The organism is Chitinophaga sp. W3I9, from assembly GCF_050434025.1.
GTDB lineage: Bacteria > Bacteroidota > Bacteroidia > Chitinophagales > Chitinophagaceae > Chitinophaga.
Genome location: NZ_JBNPWC010000001.1, coordinates 6,271,634 through 6,283,647 on the forward strand (window position 1 = coordinate 6,271,634; position 12,014 = coordinate 6,283,647).

13 protein-coding genes and 1 pseudogene are annotated in these 12,014 nt (G+C 44.4%); 5 read left to right on the plus strand and 9 right to left on the minus strand.

The genetic code is table 11. The annotated features are described in order from the left end of the window. The first annotated feature begins 129 nt into the window (after positions 1-129). Both QFZ51_RS25435 and QFZ51_RS25440 read left to right on the plus strand, forming a co-directional pair. A complete protein-coding gene (locus QFZ51_RS25435) occupies positions 130-1,647 on the plus strand; it encodes a glycoside hydrolase family 43 protein (protein WP_429050240.1) in 1,518 nt (505 codons plus the stop codon). A gap of 16 nt (positions 1,648-1,663) precedes the next feature. After that, positions 1,664-3,811, plus strand: a complete 2,148-nt coding sequence (locus QFZ51_RS25440; RefSeq protein WP_429050242.1) for a GH92 family glycosyl hydrolase — start codon at positions 1,664-1,666, stop codon at positions 3,809-3,811. A gap of 58 nt (positions 3,812-3,869) precedes the next feature. Here QFZ51_RS25440 and QFZ51_RS25445 read toward each other — a convergent pair whose 3' ends face one another. The 3 genes from QFZ51_RS25445 to QFZ51_RS25455 all read right to left on the minus strand — a co-directional run bounded on the left by QFZ51_RS25445 (position 3,870) and on the right by QFZ51_RS25455 (position 5,974). Next, positions 3,870-4,478, minus strand: a complete 609-nt coding sequence (locus QFZ51_RS25445; protein ID WP_429050243.1) for a sugar O-acetyltransferase — start codon at positions 4,476-4,478, stop codon at positions 3,870-3,872. A 25-nt stretch (positions 4,479-4,503) separates the two neighbouring features. After that, on the minus strand, positions 4,504-4,878 hold the full coding sequence (locus QFZ51_RS25450) for a hypothetical protein (RefSeq protein ID WP_429050244.1): 375 nt from the start codon (positions 4,876-4,878) through the stop codon (positions 4,504-4,506). A 445-nt stretch (positions 4,879-5,323) separates the two neighbouring features. Next, positions 5,324-5,974: a DUF2306 domain-containing protein gene (locus tag QFZ51_RS25455; protein WP_429050245.1), complete on the minus strand. Its 651-nt coding sequence runs from the start codon at positions 5,972-5,974 to the stop codon at positions 5,324-5,326. A gap of 134 nt (positions 5,975-6,108) precedes the next feature. Here QFZ51_RS25455 and QFZ51_RS25460 point away from each other — a divergent pair, with 134 nt between their 5' ends. Next, entirely contained in the window at positions 6,109-6,474 is a 366-nt protein-coding gene (locus QFZ51_RS25460; protein ID WP_370907812.1) for a winged helix-turn-helix transcriptional regulator, read from the plus strand. 53 nt (positions 6,475-6,527) lie between these two features. Here the strand turns inward: QFZ51_RS25460 and QFZ51_RS25465 are convergent, their stop codons facing one another. Then, positions 6,528-7,550: an LLM class flavin-dependent oxidoreductase gene (locus QFZ51_RS25465; RefSeq protein WP_370907813.1), complete on the minus strand. Its 1,023-nt coding sequence runs from the start codon at positions 7,548-7,550 to the stop codon at positions 6,528-6,530. 151 nt (positions 7,551-7,701) lie between these two features. Beyond that, positions 7,702-8,304 carry an FMN-dependent NADH-azoreductase gene (locus QFZ51_RS25470; RefSeq protein ID WP_429050246.1) on the minus strand — a complete coding sequence of 201 codons (603 nt, stop codon included), beginning with the start codon at positions 8,302-8,304 and terminating at the stop codon, positions 7,702-7,704. Between the two features lie 188 nt (positions 8,305-8,492). On the opposite strand from QFZ51_RS25470, the gene QFZ51_RS25475 reads away from it, so the two are divergent. After that, the gene (locus QFZ51_RS25475) at positions 8,493-8,870 is read left to right on the plus strand and encodes a winged helix-turn-helix transcriptional regulator (protein WP_370907815.1); all 378 of its coding nucleotides are present in this window, start codon (positions 8,493-8,495) and stop codon (positions 8,868-8,870) included. Between the two features lie 72 nt (positions 8,871-8,942). Here QFZ51_RS25475 and QFZ51_RS25480 read toward each other — a convergent pair whose 3' ends face one another. The 3 genes from QFZ51_RS25480 to QFZ51_RS25490 form a co-directional block, all read right to left on the minus strand. Continuing rightward, the gene (locus tag QFZ51_RS25480) at positions 8,943-10,100 is read right to left on the minus strand and encodes a serine hydrolase domain-containing protein (protein WP_429050247.1); all 1,158 of its coding nucleotides are present in this window, start codon (positions 10,098-10,100) and stop codon (positions 8,943-8,945) included. Between the two features lie 236 nt (positions 10,101-10,336). After that, a complete protein-coding gene (locus QFZ51_RS25485; RefSeq protein WP_429050248.1) occupies positions 10,337-10,906 on the minus strand; it encodes a dihydrofolate reductase family protein in 570 nt (189 codons plus the stop codon). Between the two features lie 88 nt (positions 10,907-10,994). Continuing rightward, on the minus strand, positions 10,995-11,375 hold the full coding sequence (locus QFZ51_RS25490) for a hypothetical protein (RefSeq protein ID WP_429050250.1): 381 nt from the start codon (positions 11,373-11,375) through the stop codon (positions 10,995-10,997). A gap of 58 nt (positions 11,376-11,433) precedes the next feature. Here QFZ51_RS25490 and QFZ51_RS25495 point away from each other — a divergent pair. Then, positions 11,434-11,601, plus strand: a pseudogene (locus QFZ51_RS25495) (helix-turn-helix domain-containing protein); the annotation flags it as partial. A 12-nt stretch (positions 11,602-11,613) separates the two neighbouring features. Here the strand turns inward: QFZ51_RS25495 and QFZ51_RS25500 are convergent. Further along, positions 11,614-11,946 (minus strand): winged helix-turn-helix transcriptional regulator, encoded by a 333-nt coding sequence (locus QFZ51_RS25500; RefSeq protein ID WP_429050251.1) that lies wholly within the window; start codon positions 11,944-11,946, stop codon positions 11,614-11,616. Positions 11,947-12,014: the final 68 nt, after the last annotated feature.

The window sequence follows — 12,014 nt, forward strand, 5'->3', positions numbered from 1 at the left end:
ACCCTACAATGAGACTTTACAAGGAAGGAATGAGATGTTTTAACGAAAAAACATCCACATAACCTTCTATTTTTGTTCCCACCGGGTTTCCAATCCACCTTATCCGGCTATCCATAAATGATCATACAGATGAGATTTAAACTTCTTGCACTGGCTATTTCCATCCTTCTGGGGGGTGTTCGTCCTTCAATGGCCCAGCAGGTGCGGGCAAACATCCCGGGCGACTTTGCAGATCCTTCCATTATCCGGAAGGGCAACAGCTTTTATGCTATCGGCACCTCCAGCGAATGGGGACCGCATTTTCCCATCTTCCGGTCAAATAACCTGCAGCAATGGGAACAAACAGGTTTCTTATTTGACAAAGCTCCCTCCTGGACCTCCTCGTCCTTCTGGGCGCCCGAATACTTCTATCACCACAATACCTATTACGTTTATTATACGGCTAAAAGAAAAACGGATGGCGTTTCCTGCATAGGCGTGGCCACCTCCGCATACCCCGATCATGGCTTCAAAGATCATGGTATCATCATCGAATACGGCAAAGAGGCAATTGACGCATTTGTGTACAACGACAACGGCCAATTATACATCACCTGGAAAGCCTACGGCCTGGATGACAGACCGATTGAGATCCTCGGAAGTAAACTCTCCGACGACGGGCTTTCGCTGACGGGCAATCCCTTCAGCCTGTTGAAAGATAATGCCCGTTCAGGCATGGAAGGACAAAGCATTATAAAAAAAGGTAACTACTATTACCTCTTTTACTCCGCAGGTAACTGTTGTGGCGTATCCTGCAGCTACCTGGTGAATGTAGCCCGCGCAACCGCTATCACCGGACCATATGAAGAAGATACCAACAATCCTGTGCTGTCTGACAATGGCGCCTGGAAATGCCCCGGACATGGCACCTTTGTAAAGGATACCGCCGGCAACGACTTCTATATCTACCATGCCTATAACAAAGCGAGCAATGTGTTTACCGGCAGGGAAGCATTAATTTCAGCATTGTCGTGGAAACCAAACCAATGGCCGGAGCTGAAGCCCGTTCCGGTAGAACCGAAAAGCAAAGAGAACATTCATCTTCATTATAACTTTGCCAAACCAACAGGGAAAATTTTCTGGCAGTGGGATTTTAGAAATATGAAGCCGGTATTCCGGCAAACAGGAGCGCAATTGCAGGTGTCGGGGTTATACAACAGCCACCATACGGCCGGCATAGCGCTCACCCTCAGGCCTTATGCAGCCGCTTATGAAATCAGTACCGCCGTATTGAATAGTAATAAGGCAAGCAAAGGATTAATTATTTATGGAGATGTATCTGCCGCTGTTGGCATTGCTGTTCGCCAGGATAAAGTGGAGTTCTGGGTAGTGACGGATGGAAAAAGAAATGTGCTGGGCGAACAAAAAATCACAGATACCGGTAAGCCGGTACACCTGAAAATGGCGATGCTACCTGATTTTACCTGTAAGGTTTATTGGAAACAACAGGCAAACTGGGAAGAGCTTACACCGGGTAAAACAGCATACCCTATAGGGTTTCTCCCACCCTGGGACCGCAGCCCGCGGCCGGGACTGAACTTCCAAGGCACCCCGGATGAAAATGCTGCATTCAGCTTCTTTGATATCAGGTACACCGGCGAACAATAATAATAAACACATCCGAATGAGAAAACAAACGATCCATCATTTAAGCAGCTTACTGTTAATACTTTTTACTTCCTTTACAGGTAGCAGTCAAACCTATACAAAATATGTAAATACTTTCATCGGCACTGCGCCCATGACGGACCCTAAAATCCTTGGCTATAAATTGCCGGACGGCTGGAGATCATGGGCCGGACTCACCTTTCCTGGCAGCTCTTTGCCCAACGCAATGGTGCAGTTAAGTCCTATGACGGAATATGGCTCCGGCGCGGGCTATGAGTATGAAGACTCCGTGATTTACGGCTTTACCCATACCAATAAAGGTCACTGGAACCTCTGTAATATACCCGTGCTGCCGGTTTCAAATCCCGGTGAGAAATTCGGCTCTCACTTCTCCCATAAAAAGGAAAGTGCTGCACCCGGATTCTACCAGGTGTACCTGGATGATTATGATGTGAATGTAAGTCTTACTTCCACCCTAAGATGCGGATACCACCGGTATGAATATAAAAATAACACGAACCGGCAAATCCTTTTTGACCTTGCCAGGGCCAATAATAAAGTAAACGGCTGGAACATTGAGCAGGTAGGGGCTTCCGCGTTGCAGGGCTACCAGCAGGCAGGCGGCAGGATCTACTTCTATGCAGTCCTCAACACCAATATTGAGCAACTGGAAAAGAAGGAAGAAGGCAAAAGCAATGGCTTTGCCATGGTTCATTTAGCCAACGGCAGCACAGGTCCGGTGGAACTGAAAATAGGAATATCGTTTGTAAGTACGGAAAACGCCAGGGAAAACCTGGAGAAAGAAATCGGCCACAAATCTTATAATGATATCCGGAAAGAAGCTACCCAAAAGTGGGAAACGCTCCTATCGTCTATCCAGGTAAAAGGCGGCACCACCAAACAAAAGGAAATGTTGTACTCCTGCCTGTACCGCTCCTTTCTGTGGCCCGCCCTGCGCAGCGATGTAAACGGGCAGTATACCGATGCCAAACACCAGGTGGCCAAAGCTGATTTCAACTATTATACCGAGCCTTCGTTGTGGGATACTTACCGGAATAAAGATGTGCTGCTGGGATTGATCTCCCCGCAGGTAACGCTGGATGTTATTAAATCTATGAAAGATGTGGGAGATAAAACCGGGTTTATACCTACCTTTTTTCACGGCGATCACGGCTCCTCCTCTATTGCAGGGGCTTACCTGAGAGGCATCGATGATTTCGATATCAAAGGCGCCTACCAGATACTGCTGAAAAACGCCACCGTTGAAGGCGGGGCGCGGCCATTCATCAAAGAATATATGGAAAAGGGATTCATCAGCGATCCTGATGTAACTAACCCGCACGTAGAAACGAAAGGAAAAGCAGGCGTATCCAAAACGCTGGAATACTCCTACGACGACTACTCAGTAGCGCAGATTGCCAAAAAACTCGGCGACACGGCTAACTACAACATGCTGATGGCAAGGTCAAAGAACTACAAAAACATGTTTGATCCGTCTACCCGCTTTATGAGGGGGAAACTGGAAAATGGAGAATGGATTAAAAATTTCAATCCACAGTACCCTTATTATGAATACATGTACCGCGAGGCCAACGCATGGCAGGTGTCTTTTTTTGCACCGCATGATATGCCCGGCCTGATAGCCCTGTATGGCGGCGCCAAAGGATTTGAATCCAAACTGGATTCCCTGTTTACCGTGCCCTGGAACCCCAGTTACATTGCAAGAAATGTAGAAACGATGATAGGCCAGTACTGCCATGGCAATCAGCCCGATCATGAAGCGCCGTTTGCATACTATTTTATCGGGAAACCGGAAAAATCGCAAAAGATCATCGACACTATTTTAAATACTTTATACGGCATCGGCGATGAGGGACTTGCGCTTTGTGGAATGGATGATGCCGGTGAAATGTCGTCGTGGTATGTATTCAGTGCATTAGGGCTCTACACCTTTTCCGCTACCGATCCGGAATACCTTGTTACCGTTCCGCTGTTTGATGAAGTAAAGTGGAGAACCAGCAACGGCAAGTTGCTGACTATATCCAAACCGGGCAAAGGCCGGAACTTAACTGCCATTAAAGTAAATGGCAGAGAGCACAAAGGATACTTTGTGCCGCACGACCTGTTTAAACAAGGAGGGAAGATAGAAATCATTACAAAGTAAGCTATTGATCATATTCCTGCCGGCCACCTGTTTTTTCCAGGTGGCCGGCAGGTTTCAGTCAATAATCCGCCACATCAAATTTCCTGTCTTTATAATAAAAGTGCCTGTCTTCTTCTGTAATGGTGCGCACCACCCGGCAGGGGTTTCCCACTGCAACAACGTTATCGGGAATATCTTTGGTAACAACACTACCCGATCCTATTACCGCATTGTTGCCGATATTAACACCGGGATTCACGACGGTATGCCCGCCAATCCACACGTTGTTGCCAATCGTGATACCGATTCCATATTCATAACCGGAGTTTCTTGAATCGGGATGTACAGGATGCCCTGCAGTGAACAGGGAAACATTGGGACCAAACATAACGTTATCGCCAATACGCACTTTTGCCACATCCAGGATCACGCAGTTATAGTTGGCTACAAAGTTATCCCCTACCTCAATATGCTTACCATAGTCGCAGTGAAATGGAGCCAGCACCAATATGTTTTTACCAGCCTTTCCAAGAATACTTCTGATGTATTGTTCTATTTTTTTGGTTTCATGCGGCGGGCATTGATTGAAGTGATAGATCTTCATTTTATTCTCCAGCTGCTCTTCTGCCAGTCCGTCCATCCATGCCTTGTAAGGCAGGCCGGCCAGCATTCTTTCTTTGTGGTTCATACTTAGGTTCTTTTATTGAATAAGCTTAACTGTATCTGACCTGATACCGTTTGCTGTACTTGTTCCAAATATATATCCCGGCAACGAAATGGAGCAGGTTTTTCCCGATATCCGTGCGATGTACCAGGTCGATTATATGAAGCTTATTGATTAAATCATATGTTTTGTCCAGCGTTTGCCCAAATTGCGCTGCATAAACATCTCTGAATGCTTCCCCGGTTTTCCGGCATCTTATAATAATCCAGTTTCCCGGATCTTCGTCTTCTATTTCTTTCCAGACAGAAAGGTGATCATTCATTAATACGCCACATTCATCAATATCACGCAGTATATCGAATGTCAAATCGAATTCCTTACGCCCAAACCTGTCCTCCACTATCCATAGTGCATACGTATACATTCTCAAAAGAATCACGTTCCTTCTGTTCTCGAGATATTGATCTAGGGTAATGACCACCGGTCGATCGCATGCTCCACCTGGCATCCTTTGAAGAAATCAATCATGATCTACAGGTAACGGTCCTTTACGTAATCATCTACCCCGGATAGAAACAGGATCATCGTCTTTATAAATTCGAGAACACTTACGGGCAGGCTGGGATCAGGGTTTAGTGTCTCAAGACAATTGATGGCGAAATCTGTCATGAAAGTCCTGTCACCCTGGGATGTATCATCTATATCAATAAGTGTTACGGTTAACACGAAATTTAAAAATAATTTATCATAATTCCTGCTCGTCGGGAAAAAATAAATCGGGACATATGCTAAATCTTCGTGGCATCTCGGGCTAAATGAAAATTTCGTGGGCTAGAAGTGGCAAAAATCGGGTCTTAAAAAATGGATTATTAATGGCTTGTTTTGCTGCTTTTTATAATTTCATAAATGAATAAAGGTACCGACCAGCCCATCCAAAATAGGGGACTTTGTATGTCTTCTGTTTTTCCGAGCTCTTGTATGAAATGGATTTTCAAGGCAAATCCTGATATCAGAAACCCCAAGGTAATGATATAGCTTCTTACCATCCACTCGTGATGTAGCTTAAACCGTTTTTTTACAACCATGTAATAAGCTATGATGGTAGCGGATAACCAGACACCTGCCCAAATTTGTAAGGTAAATGCAACTGCCCAACTTACCTCGTACGTTGTAGTAAATGCTAATATTAAGGCACAGGTACTGCTCACTAATACTGCCAACAGGTATATGAAACCGACAATACGGTGCAGTTGCCAACTGAATGTTCTGAGTTTTTTCCAAAATTGTATTATCCCAAAAATCAATGTACCTCCACCTGCGGTAATATGCGCAATGATTATCCATTTGAAATCATAATATTTTCCTAATGCTTCGGGGGTTAATGCTAAAAAATGGTTAACTCCATGCATAAACAACCAGGTCATAAAAAATATAGCAGCGAAAATCAGTACCGGTAAAAAATCTGTTTTATTAAGTTGAAAAGTCCTGTCTGCTGTGGATGTATTTTTATTCTTATTCATTTTAAACGTTTTATCTTCATGGCAAATTTCCCTGACAAACGTTTTCTAAACAATAACCGAAAAAAGATTCGGTATACATGATCTCCTTTTTAAGTAATTAAGGGCGTAAATTTGTAACTCGAAACACAATACTTATGTATACAAAAAAGATAGAAGAAGATTTGGACTGCGGATTACGGATTGCGGGTAAGGTGTTTGGTGGTAAATGGAAATGTTGCATTTTAGATGCGATCAGTAAGGGCATCAACCGGCCCGCTGACATCAACAGGTATATAGGGGAAGCATCACTACGGGTTATCGAAATGCAAATAGCCGAATTGCTTTTTTATGGTGTTGTTGAAAAGTGTTCGGAAAAAGTTTATCCTAAAAAATCGGAATATAAATTGACGGCTTTCGGCGAAAGTATTCTTCCTGTTTTAGTAGTGATGGATGAATGGGGACTGAAGCACTCACAGCTTGTAAAAGACAGGCAAAGCGAGTTACTGGATGCCGAAGGGTGATATATACCGGGAGTATCTGACAGACACTCCCGGTATTCTCCGTCGATTAAAATTTAACGCCACCCCAATCCGGGAGCCACATGCTTTAAAATAGAGGACAGTACATGTACATTGTAATCAACTCCTAATGTATTGGGTATTGTCAACAGAATCGTATCTGCCTCCTGAATTGCCTCGTCCTCCGCTAACTCCTTTATGAGTTGATCCGGCTCCGCCGCATAACTTCTTCCGAAAATGGCGCGCTTCTCCGGTTCAATCATTCCTATTTTATCGACCCGGTTGGTTTCCTGCCCAAAGAAATAGCGATCCTGATCGTTCACCAATGCGAAAATAGACCGGCTCACCGAAACCCTCGGTTCGCGCTGGTGCCCGGCTTTTTTCCAGGCATCTTTGTACAGCCTGATCTGCTCGGCCTGTTGTATGTGGAAAGGCTTGCCGCTTTCATCGTACTTCAAGGTAGAACTTTGAAGGTACATGCCATTCTCGGCTGCCCAAACAGCAGTAGCATTAGAAGCGGCTCCCCACCAAATGCGTTCCCGCAACCCTTCCGAGTGTGGCTCCAGGCGCAGCAGGCCCGGCGGATTCGGAAACATCGGGTTCGGATTAGGCCGGGCAAATCCAACACCTTTCAGCTTATCCAGGAATTCCAACGCTTTGCGGCGTCCCATATCTGCGTCAGTTTCTCCTTCGGCCAGTTCATATCCAAAATAGCGCCACCCATCTATTACCTGTTCCGGCGAACCTCTGCTGATACCCAATTGCAATCGACCCTCCGAGATCAAATCGGCCGCGCCGGCATCTTCCACCATATACAGTGGATTTTCATACCGCATGTCAATTACACCCGTTCCAATCTCTATCTTGCTTGTTTTGGCGCCGATAGCCGAAAGCAACGGAAATGGGGATGCCAGCTGCGCTGCAAAATGATGCACACGAAAATAGGCGCCATCTAAACCAATTTCCTCTGCGGCAACAGCCAAATCAATAGATTGAAGCAACGTGTCACTCGCCGTACGGGTCTTATAGGCTGGGTGGTTAGACCAATGCCCAAACGATAAAAATCCTATCTTCTTCATAAATTCTTTTTCGTCCTGAAAAATAAGCCATTATTATCAAACAATTTCTTTCCTGTTATTCTTTTCAAATGCAAATATCATTTTGGAAGATGTGATTTGGCTTATTTTTCCAGAGGACAATAAACTAACTACCTGTTATTAAAAGAAGATTTTAATCAATTGCTATACTGTTAATTGCTTTCTGCATAGCAAACTCCTTCACTCCCGGTACTTTTAACCCTTCAGCCCGGAATATCGTCAGATCTGTCATGCCTAAAAAACCAAGGAAAGCATTCAGATAAGGAGCTACAAAGTCGTTGGCTTTGCCTGGCCCCTCTGAGTAAATGCCTCCGGAAGACATTGCGACATACACTTTTTTTCCTGCTACCATTCCAACAGGACCATTTTCACCATACCCAAAAGTGATCCCGGCCCTGGTTATATGATCAATCCAGGCTTTTAACGCGGTATGAATAGTGAAGTTATAAAGCGGTGCACCTATCACAATGATGTCTGCAGCCAATAATTGTTTAACCATCTCATCAGAAAAACGGACGGATTCTTTTTCTTCTTCCGTTAGCTGCTCTCCTGGAATAAAGAATGTACGAAGGACAGCAGGAGTAAGATGTGGAATTTCGATATTGACCAGGTTTAATTCTTCAGCTACACTGCCCGGATACTTTTCCTGAATTTTTTCGACGATAGCGCGACCCAGCTGAATGCTGTGCGATCCGTTCTCTTGCAGACTTGATATTAAATGAAGGATACGTTTCATAAAAATTTACCTGTTTAATAATTATCAACTTTAAATTCATTAATCACCGATATCTTTTTGTGTTAACGGTGAAACAATTCTTTCGTTCGAATTATCAAAGGCAAAATTATGTTTACCAGGTGGTCAAATGGCACTACTTACCCAAAGGGAAGCGGTTACATTTAGGTAATGTAATTACATTTGTATCCATGGAGATGATTATAAATGAGCCCCTTCCGGACAACGACGCATGTGCAGGATCGCTCAAAAACGTCCTTGATGCACTGTCTGTTATTAATGGGAAATGGAAGCTGGCTTTGATTCTTTGCCTGGTGCAATCATCAAAGCGCTTTAATGAAATTCAGCATGAAATCCCTGGTATTTCTTCCAGGATACTGGCTAAAGAGCTAAAAGACCTGGAATTGAACGACTTTGTCAGGCGTAATGTATATCCGACCACGCCGGTTAGCATTGTTTATGAAGCGACTGACTATAGCCGGACTTTAAAAAACCTGATAGGCGAACTAAGTGCCTGGGGAGGACAACACAGGGAAAAGATCAGGCAAAGCATGCGGAAACAGTCATGAGTATGTGCCCACGAAGAGGTTAGTATGATTGAAAAGACCGGCTCCATTCGATAAAACGATACCGTCGCTTATTTACTGATACCTTACCATCAATTGCTGCAACTGTTCCCATATCGGGATTACGCCATTTTCAGTATTTGCCAGCAGGATGATTTTCGTTTTGCTTTTCGGGATGTACAACATAATCGAATTAAAACCTGCAATACCGCCGGTATGCCAAACTATAGGCGTACCATATATCTTAGTCAATGTAAACCCAAGGCCATAACCATATCGTTTCAGGTAAGCAGGTGGTGGCGGCGGCACAAAGTTATTGGGAAAGAACATGGCCTCATCAACAGGTTTGCCACTACTTGTAAGGGCATACGTTGTCATTTTCTGAAGGCTGCTCTTTTTGACGATCTTGCCGCCATAAAGCGCATCCAGGAATTTGATCAGATCTGCAGCAGTACTTCGAAGTGAGCCTGCCGTATATGGCATTGTATAGTTGGTCGGTTCCTTAAAGGTGGTATCATTTATTTTCTGATAACCCTTTGCCCAGGTATCGTCCAGGTCATGGCCCTCGTCCCATAAGGTCTGGTGCATTCCTGCTTTGCTTAATACATGTGCCTTTAGATAGTCCATATAGGGAAGTCCGCTCACCTGCTCAATGATTTCTCCAAGTAGCACATATCCTGAATTGGAATAGGAATGTTTTGTGCCAGGCTCGAAAAGAAATGGTTTCTTCATAGCCTGCAGGTACAAGTGCGGATTTTTACACATAGGAAAGTTACCTGGCGTATTGGCGGGCGTTTCGCCTTCCCACCAGTTCGGAATACCGGATGTATGCGACAGTAGCTGGTAAATGGTGATACTATCACCTTTCGGGTAATCTTTGAAATACTTTGAGAGCTTATCGTACAAACCTACTTTACCTTGCTCGACAAGTGTCATCAATGCAACGGCCGTAAACGGTTTAGTGATCGATGCAATGCGGAATTCACTTGCCACGTTCACTGGTTTTCCGGTGGTAAGATCCGCAATGCCGTATGCTTTTACAAAAGGCTGCTGGTGATCATTTTCTATGCCCAGCATAAAGCCCGCTGCTTGTTTATTGGTGATCAGCGTTTGTACGAGACTGTCGATGCTATTGGTAATGGCAGCATTCGCCGGCGAAACTTCAGTGGCCTGACCTGAGGCCTTGCCGGCAAATATGATAGCGCAAAATGTCAGGACGATAAGATATCTCATTAGATTATTGCTAACTGGTTGATCAACAATTGCTATTTGTGCGCCAAATTTATAAACTATTGATTGTGAGCAATACCTGTAAATTCTTATATAAATTATTGTTCAATATCGAACGGCGTATGTGCGCTGGCAGACAGTGATCAAAGAATAAGTATGAGATAAGGCGATCTTAATGACCTCATATACTCACCCATCATACGGATATGAATGAATTAGCCGTGCCATCCCGGCAAAGATTATTTCTTCAGCGATCCAACGTGCTTATAAGTGTTGACAAGCAAACCGGTGGGTGTAGCTTTCGAGTCAACAAAAGCAAGTTCCCGGGCGTCAATACTGTCAGCCAATAAGCGTTTACCCCGGCCGAGCAAAACCGGGTAGGTAATGAGCACAACTTCGTCAGCCAGTCCCTGGTCGAGCAGCAAAGAGGTTAACGTCGAACTTCCCACAACGATCAGGTCGCGGCCTTCCGTTGACTTGAGATCGCGAATCGCCGCTGTAATGTCCTCACCCAAATGCTGCACCGGTCCCCATTCCAGACTATCGGGCCTGTGCGTGGCGATGTATTTCGTTGCAGCGTTTATAGCATTTGCCATAGGGAAATCTCCGGCATTAGGCCAAAAGCCACTAAATATATCATAGGTGTGGCGGCCAAGTATCAGGTCAAAATTCGGCCCATATGCCTCAAAGAGCATCGCCGCCCCGGCAGGGCTTCGATAGGGTGTAGTCCAGGCGCCATAGGTGTAGTCTCCATCATGTTCTATCACGCCATCCAGCGAGATGTGTTCGAAAATTCTGATCTTTCTCATTTTATTTGTTTTTGTTTGATTATTGTTCAAAGTTAACGAGGACAAGGTATACAGGTGAGGTGCAATTGCGACAATATGAGGGTGTTTTTTAACCATTTGCATTTGTATCAATACCTTGTGGTTTGGACAGGAGAAAGGTTGCCAGCAACATCGCAAAAGCCTTTGGATGTGTTATGAAGCCGTTGTGTCCTCCGGGAAATATTGTTATTTCTTTCCTTAAAAATTCAGCAGTACTTATAGTACATTGATGGGCTAAGTTTTCTCCGGACGTAGCACCGGCCGCTAAAAAAATCTTATCTGCCACTTGTTGTAATTCAACGGGGTTAAGCCGGTATTTCCGGACGGCAGGTGCATCGTGTTGAAGAAAGAAAGCAAGATCGGCAGTTCGTTGAGGTGTTGGCTTCGGGAACTCCGCATCGGGCTCCTTGTCTTTAAAATTGAGACCCGCCAGCGCAACAAATTTTTGCATGGCCTCAGCAAGACTTTAATAGTGATGATCTTGTTTACAAAGGCTTACCGACCGTTGAATTCATGACAAATTCATTGAAAAGGCCAAGGAAAAATTATCGACTACGGATTTGTCGGTTAGTCAAATTGCCTATGAATTGGGCTTTGAACATTCGCAGTCGTTCAGCAAGTTGTTTAAGACAAAGACCAGGCTTTCACCGTTGAAATTCAGGGCGTCATTTAATTGATGCAACCGGGGATCATTGCTCACTAACTTTCTTTCTGTGGTTTTTACCCCATAAAATCATTTCTTTAATAACAGGCAATAGGGAATGCATATAGTGGGGCACTTTATACTCTACCGCAAGCGGTGCTTGATAAACCGTCCTGACTACTAACTTGTTCTCTTCAAGATGTTTTAATTCTTTTGACAAAACCCTGGTTGTAATTAAAGGCAAACTTCGCTGTATATCCCGAAAGCGATAACTCCCACTGTGTATTGCTCTGAGTATTGGGAGCTTCCACTTTCCGCCTACGACAAACAAAGTGTCTTGTAAATATTTCAATGCCTGTTCTTCTGTCATTCCTTTCATAACAAACCGTTTTGGTATCCTTTAGGATATTGGTATCAAAAGTACACCGTTTTTAGAGATACATTTGC

Bases quoted from the DNA above. Each gene is read 5' to 3' on its own strand.
- QFZ51_RS25445 (WP_429050243.1), bottom strand. From the start codon at position 4,478: ATGAACCACAAAGAAAGAATGCTGGCCGGCCTGCCTTACAAGGCATGG.
- QFZ51_RS25465 (WP_370907813.1), bottom strand. From the start codon at position 7,550: ATGAAGAAGATAGGATTTTTATCGTTTGGGCATTGGTCTAACCACCCA.
- QFZ51_RS25490 (WP_429050250.1), bottom strand. From the start codon at position 11,375: ATGCAAAAATTTGTTGCGCTGGCGGGTCTCAATTTTAAAGACAAGGAG.
- QFZ51_RS25440 (WP_429050242.1), top strand. From the start codon at position 1,664: ATGAGAAAACAAACGATCCATCATTTAAGCAGCTTACTGTTAATACTT.
- QFZ51_RS25480 (WP_429050247.1), bottom strand. From the start codon at position 10,100: ATGAGATATCTTATCGTCCTGACATTTTGCGCTATCATATTTGCCGGC.
- QFZ51_RS25455 (WP_429050245.1), bottom strand. From the start codon at position 5,974: ATGAATAAGAATAAAAATACATCCACAGCAGACAGGACTTTTCAACTT.
- QFZ51_RS25470 (WP_429050246.1), bottom strand. From the start codon at position 8,304: ATGAAACGTATCCTTCATTTAATATCAAGTCTGCAAGAGAACGGATCG.
- QFZ51_RS25435 (WP_429050240.1), top strand. From the start codon at position 130: ATGAGATTTAAACTTCTTGCACTGGCTATTTCCATCCTTCTGGGGGGT.
- QFZ51_RS25475 (WP_370907815.1), top strand. From the start codon at position 8,493: ATGGAGATGATTATAAATGAGCCCCTTCCGGACAACGACGCATGTGCA.
- QFZ51_RS25500 (WP_429050251.1), bottom strand. From the start codon at position 11,946: ATGAAAGGAATGACAGAAGAACAGGCATTGAAATATTTACAAGACACT.
- QFZ51_RS25485 (WP_429050248.1), bottom strand. From the start codon at position 10,906: ATGAGAAAGATCAGAATTTTCGAACACATCTCGCTGGATGGCGTGATA.
- QFZ51_RS25450 (WP_429050244.1), bottom strand. From the start codon at position 4,878: ATGTATACGTATGCACTATGGATAGTGGAGGACAGGTTTGGGCGTAAG.
- QFZ51_RS25460 (WP_370907812.1), top strand. From the start codon at position 6,109: ATGTATACAAAAAAGATAGAAGAAGATTTGGACTGCGGATTACGGATT.